4 protein-coding genes are annotated in these 5,879 nt (G+C 72.5%); 2 read left to right on the top strand and 2 right to left on the bottom strand.

The annotated features are described in order from the left end of the window. Both AC1DOC_RS24125 and AC1DOC_RS24120 read left to right on the top strand, forming a co-directional pair. Positions 1 to 844 (top strand): sensor histidine kinase (locus AC1DOC_RS24125; RefSeq protein WP_478130645.1); only part of this gene is annotated, 844 nt, incomplete at its 5' end. A gap of 58 nt (positions 845 to 902) precedes the next feature. Beyond that, on the top strand, positions 903 to 1,706 hold the full coding sequence (locus tag AC1DOC_RS24120; RefSeq protein ID WP_478081517.1) for a hypothetical protein: 804 nt from the start codon (positions 903 to 905) through the stop codon (positions 1,704 to 1,706). A gap of 18 nt (positions 1,707 to 1,724) precedes the next feature. Here the strand turns inward: AC1DOC_RS24120 and AC1DOC_RS24115 are convergent, their stop codons facing one another. Both AC1DOC_RS24115 and AC1DOC_RS24110 read right to left on the bottom strand, forming a co-directional pair. Continuing rightward, entirely contained in the window at positions 1,725 to 2,504 is a 780-nt protein-coding gene (locus AC1DOC_RS24115; RefSeq protein ID WP_478081516.1) for a glycosyltransferase family 2 protein, read from the bottom strand. A 1-nt stretch (position 2,505) separates the two neighbouring features. Beyond that, a partial coding sequence (locus AC1DOC_RS24110; protein WP_478130644.1) for a radical SAM protein occupies positions 2,506 to 5,879 on the bottom strand: 3,374 nt, incomplete at its 5' end.

The following is a 5,879-nucleotide window of genomic DNA, read 5'->3' as shown; positions in this document are numbered from 1 at the left end:
TGCCGCCACCGCGGTGGAAACCCACGTGCGCCTGCGCTGGAGCGACCGCGGCCTGGCGGTGCGCAGCGATGCGGCGCTGCTGCAGCGCATCGTCGGCAACCTGGTGGCCAACGCGCTGCGCCATGCGCCGGCCGGCGGCACCGTGCTGGTGGCCGCGCGCCGCGCCCGCGGAAGGAACGGCGACAGCGTGCGCATCGAGGTGCGCGACAACGGCATCGGCATTGCGCCCATCCACCAGGGCCGGATCTTCGAGGAGTTCTACCAGGTGGCCAACACCGAGCGCGACCGCCGCCGCGGCTTCGGCCTGGGCCTGGCGATCTGCGCGCGCATCGCGGCGCTGCTGGGCACCCGCATCACGCTGCGCTCGGCGCTGCAGGCGGGCAGCACCTTTGCGCTCACGCTGCCTGCGGCCCATGCGGCCGACGCTACGGCGCCCGAACCCGCGCCGCTCGCGCTGACGCCGCTGGCCGGGCTGCACTGCATGGTGGTGGACGACGACCCCGCCATCCTCGACGGCAGCCGCGCGCTGCTGGAGCAATGGGGCTGCCAGGTCGAATGCGTGGCCACCGGCGCCGAAGCCATCGCGCGGCTGGGCACGGGCGACGTGCATTTCGACGCGGTGCTGTGCGACCTGCAATTGGCCGGCGACGCCGACGGCATGGAGGTGATCGACGCCGCCCGGCGCCTGCAGCCCGATGCGCTCGCGGTGCTGGTCTCGGGCGCCACCGGCCCCGAGGTGCTGCAGCGGCTGCGCCACGGCGGCGTGATGCTGCTGACCAAGCCGGTCGCGCCGGCCAAGCTGCGCGCACTGCTCACCACGCGGCGCCATGCGCACGCGGCCTGAACTGCACGCCCCTCTTCCACCAGCATTCACCAGGCATTCACCACGCACCGACCCCGCCATGCTCGACACCGCCGCCCTCAAGGGCATCCGCCCCTTCGTCGCCACGCCCAGCTACAGCGGCGCCATGACCAGCCTCTATGTGCGCAGCCTGCTGGGCCTGGTCAATGCGGCGTGGACGCACGGCTTCGCCATGCAGACACGCTTCCTCGACGGCGACAGCCTGCTTACGCGCGCGCGCAACCGGCTGGTGGCCGAGTTCATGGCCGATGCGCAATGGACGCACCTGTTCTGGATCGACGCCGACGTCGGCTTCGCGCCCGATGCGGCGCTGCGCCTGCTGCTGTCCGGCCGCGACGTGGTGGCCGGCGTCTACCCGCACAAGAACGACGGCTGGCCGGCCCAGGGCCTGGCCCGGCCGCTGCCCGCGGGCGCCACGCAGGCCGACTTCGACGCGCTGCATGCGCGCTATCCGCTGAAYCTGCGCCACACGCCGACCGAAGCCGATGCGGACGGCTTCGTCGAGGTGCTGGACGCGCCGACCGGCTTCATGCTGATCGCCCGCGGCGTGTTCGAACGCATGGCCGCGGCCATGCCCGAGCTGCGCTACACGCCCGAGGCCGGCGACCACGCCAATGCGCACCTGCCGCACTGGCGCTTCTTCGACACCCAGTTCGAGCCCGCCACCGGCCGCTACCTGAGCGAGGACTTCGCCTTCTGCCGGCGCTGGCAGCAGCTGGGCGGCCAGGTGTTCGTCGACCTGCAGTCGCGCCTGTCGCACCAGGGCCTGAAGACCTGGCACGGCGACCTGCCGCGCGCGCTGGGCGCACTGGACGCAACGGGCGGCCAYGGCCTCGCGCGGTGATCCGGCGCGCCGGGTCCGTCACGCCCGCCGGGCCGGCGGATCGAAGCTCCACTGCACCCGCAGCAGGCCCCAGAGCTCTTCCGGCGTGAGGCCGACGCCGGCCGAACGCAGCAGCTCGTCGTGCAGCCCCTCGGGCGGCGGCAGGCCGGCCTGCAGATAGGTGGCGCGCCAGCGCGATTCGTACAGCACGGTGCACTGCCGGGTCCAGCGCACCCGCAGCCCGTGGTGCTGCATGAGCCAGCACATCGCCCGGTCGCACACCGGCGTCAGCGAACGCGGCAGCTGCGACCACGCGCCCCACAGAAACCCGGCCGAGCGGGCCAGGCTGATGCAGTTGGTGTCCACGAAATCCGAGCCCGGCGCCTCGTCCGGCGGAACGATGCGCAGGTGCTCGTGGCCCGGCAGGAACATGTACCGCGAAGAGAACACCGCATCGACCGGCCGGCCCCGCTCCCGGGCCTCGGCGTAGGCCTGCACCACCGAGGCGACGTGGCCGGGCAGGAACAGGTTGTCCGCGTCCAGGAAGCACACCACGTCGGCGCCGTCGGCCAGCGCGCACAGCGCGCCGATGCCGCGTGGCGTGCAGCCGAAGTTGGCGTTGCCGCAGGGCAGCACGATGTGCCGCACCTGCGGCCATTCGGCCAGCAGCCCGGGCTGCGGGAGGCCGTCCGCCACCATGTAGTGCACCACCTGCGCATGGCTCTGCGCATGCACGCTCTGCATGCAGCGGCGCAGCACGGCGGCCGGCTCGCGGTGGTAGGGGGTGACCACGGCCACCCTGAGCGCCGCGCCGTTCACCTCAGCCTCCGCGGTCCACGTGCAGGGGAATGGTGCGCGCCACGCCGGCCGCGGGCCGCGCGGCGGGAAAGAGCGCGGCCGGTCGGCGCGAGGCGCAGGTGCTGGTCTCCCGCCGCACGCTGTGGCTGATGCCGCAGAACTGGTTGCAGCCGCGCATCGCCGTGCGGACGAACTCCGCCTCGCGCCAGAACAGGCGCAAGTCGCCGGGCTTGTCCAGCTGCATGCCCGGAAAGCTGCCCGAGAAGCACAGGCGCGCCACGCCGTAGTGGTCCACCATGATGTTGCGCTCGTAGGTGTTGCAGATGTGTTCCGTCGTGCGCGTGTGCGAGCCCCAGCCGCGCGCCGCGTCCGGGCAGGCGCGCAGCGTGGAGAAGTACATGTGCACCTGGTGCAGCCAGAGCGGGTTCAGCCCCAGGCCGAAGCGCTGGTCGCAGCGGCGGATCACCTCGACCAGCCGGTCCGGGTCCACGTTGCGGTGGGCGGCGAAGAAGGGGTCGACCAGCCCCATCTGGCCGAAGCTGGGCTGCAGGAAGTTCAGCTTCAGCTTGTCGGCGCCCAGCTCGTCCAGCACGAAGGCGTAGAAGTCCTCCAGCTCGAGATAGTTCTCGTCGAAGACGAGGCCCATCACGTTGATCCGGGTGTCGCCGCCCGGCGGGCGCGCCGCCAGCAGCAGGCGCAGCGCGGCGACCGCCTTGCCGAAGGCGCCCTTCACGCCGCGCGTGCGGTCGTGCAGGGCCGGCCGATGGCTGTTGAGCGACACCGAGATGCCGTGCGGGCCCTCGCGGATCATGCGCTCGGCCGTGGCCTCGTCGCGCACGCGGGTGCCGTTGATGACCGACAGGCAGGCCAGGCCCAGTTCGCGGCAGGTGCGCGAGATGTGGAAGTAGTCCTCCAGGTCGAGCATGCTCTCGCCGCCGCAGATCACCACGCTGCCCTGGGGGTTCATCGCGGCGAACTCCGCCAGCACCTCGTGCCGGCGCCCCGGGCCGAGGTAGCGCGCACGGTCGGCGTCGTCGAGCTTCCAGAAGTCGCAGTGCTCGCAGCGCAGGTTGCAGCGCTTGTTCGTCTGGATGAACAGGAACAGGGGCGGCGGCAGGTCGCCCTCCAGCGGCCCGGTGGCAAAGCAGATCGGCGGCGCGCCGAGGTTGCGGTCGAAGGTGTAGGTGTTGGTGTTGGGCAGCTCGCGCACCAGGTCCGAGCCCGGGAAGTCGGGCCGGCGCAGGCTGGCCGTCACGGTCAGCGAGCCGGGCACCACGTCCACCGCATAGCCGGCCGCCGAGGTGAAGCTGCCGTTGATGCCATAGCGCCCCGCGGGGCTGAAGATGCCGGCCGCGCTCGTGGGCGTGCCCAGGAAGCCGGCCGTGCCGTCGCCCAGGATCAGCCCGCCGATGGTGAAGCCGAAGGGCGGGTTGGCCGTGCCGAAGGGCCGGCTGGCGTCGCCGATGACCACCGTGGCCCGCGGCTGCTGCGCGTAGATGAAGTGGTTGTCGCCCGGCGTGATGATCACGGTGCACAGCCCCAGGTAGGCGCAGTGGAACAGGTTGGGCGTGGCGCCCGAGCCGGCGAGGCCGCCGCGCGACTCGCCCACCCAGGTGTCGGCCCAGATGCGCCAGGGCGCGCCGCCGATGCTGCCGCCGCCCGCATTCTGGAAGCGCGCCGCGGCCACCAGGTCGGTGCCCGAGCTGCTGGTGACGGCGGTGTCCAGCGTGAGGTCGCCCGAGAGCGTGCGCACGAACACCGTGTCGGCCGCCATCGAGGTGGCCGACACCAGCTGCGGCTGGTTGCTGCCGGCGTCGAAGCCGGTGACCGACAGCGCRCCGATGCGCACGCCGTCCACGTCCTGGTAGCGGAAGGCGCCGGCGGCGCCGCCGCCCAGCGTGTTCTCGCTCACGTTGTTGGCCGCCTGGTCGAGCAGCACGCTGCCGCGGCTGGAGCGCGCCAGCAGGTGCTGGGCGGTGATCGGTGCTTTCACCGTCTGCGTGATGTCGCCGGCCGAGAGCAGGCCCAGGCGGTCCGCCGTGACGGCGCCGTTCAGCACGATGCCGCCGGCGCCGGCGCCCACGCCTTCGTTCTGCAGCGTGAGCGCGCCGGCGCTCGTCAGCGCGCCGGCCACGGTGATGGTGCCTGCGTGCGTGTTGCTGCCCACCACCACGCTGGGCGCATTCAAGCGCGACATCAGCGCATCCGACAGCGTGAACCCGCCCCCCGCCGCACCGCCCACGGTGATGCCGGCGGCCGTGGCGTCGAAGGCATTGAGCGCCGCGTCCATGCCGCCCGGCCGCAGGTTGATGGTGCCGGCGGCGCTCACCGGCACGTCGATCGCCAGGGCCGGCGCGCTGCCGTCGTTGCTGGCGCGCAGCACCAGGTTGCCGCTGCTTTGCACCTGCGGCGCCGCGCCGGGAGCGCCGGTGGACAAGAGGCCGGTCTGGATCGACACGCCGGGCGTGCCCTGCAGCGAGCTGCCGGTCAGCTCGATGCTGCCGCCGCCGGTGGTGGCCAGGMGCGCGCCGTTTTCCAGCCGCACGCCGCTGTCGGTGCCGTCGACCACCGTGCTGGCAAACAGGCCCTGCAGCGCGATGTTGCCGCTGCCGGTCGTGATGCTGCTGCCGCCGGTGACCAGCACGCCGTGCGTCGCATTGAATGCGCTCGAGCCGCGGTTGAAGTCCTGCACGCCCCGCACCAGCACGTTGCCGCTGGTGGTCGAGATGGCGGTGGGAACCGGAACGCCCACGGCCCGCAGGAACAGCGAATCCAGCTGCACCGCGCTGCCGCTCTGGCCCGTGCCGCCGGTCCCGGTGATCGCCACGTCGCCGGTGGCGCTGTCGATGCGCGCGCCGYTGATGCTCACGCCGCCGCCGGCGATGCTCACGTCGCCGCCGGCGCCCGCATCGGACTGGCCGACGCGCGTGTCGATGCGGGTGCCCTGGAGCAGCACGAAGCCCGAGGGCGCGCCGGTCTGCCCGTTGAGGATCGACACCGCCCCGCCGTTGGTGCTGATCTGGTTGTTGAAGCGGCTGGTCACCGAATCGTAGATGCCGCCCACGCCGTGCGCATGGATGGACACCGCGCCGCCGCCCGTGTCGATGGTGCCGTCCACGTCGATGTTGATGTCGCTGAACGCGGGGCTGGCGCCGACGAAGCCGGAGTCCAGCGTGACGCTGCCGCCGCGCGTGTGCACGTCGCCGCTGAACGCGACGAACTGGGTGCTGCTCGGCCCGTCCGTCACAAGGCTCAGGTTGCCGCCGCCGGTGTCGATGCTGGCGGAGTTGAAGACCACTTCGGCATAGCCCGTGCCCGTGGCGTGCGCCAGCACGCTGCCGCCGTTGGTGGAGATGACGGCCTGGTCGGCCCCCGTATTGCCGAAGTAATGGACAC

This window comes from Variovorax sp. 01T439_2 (genome assembly GCF_056398445.1).
Note: the sequence above shows the minus strand (reverse complement) of the source record. Positions and strands in the feature narration are given on the sequence as shown.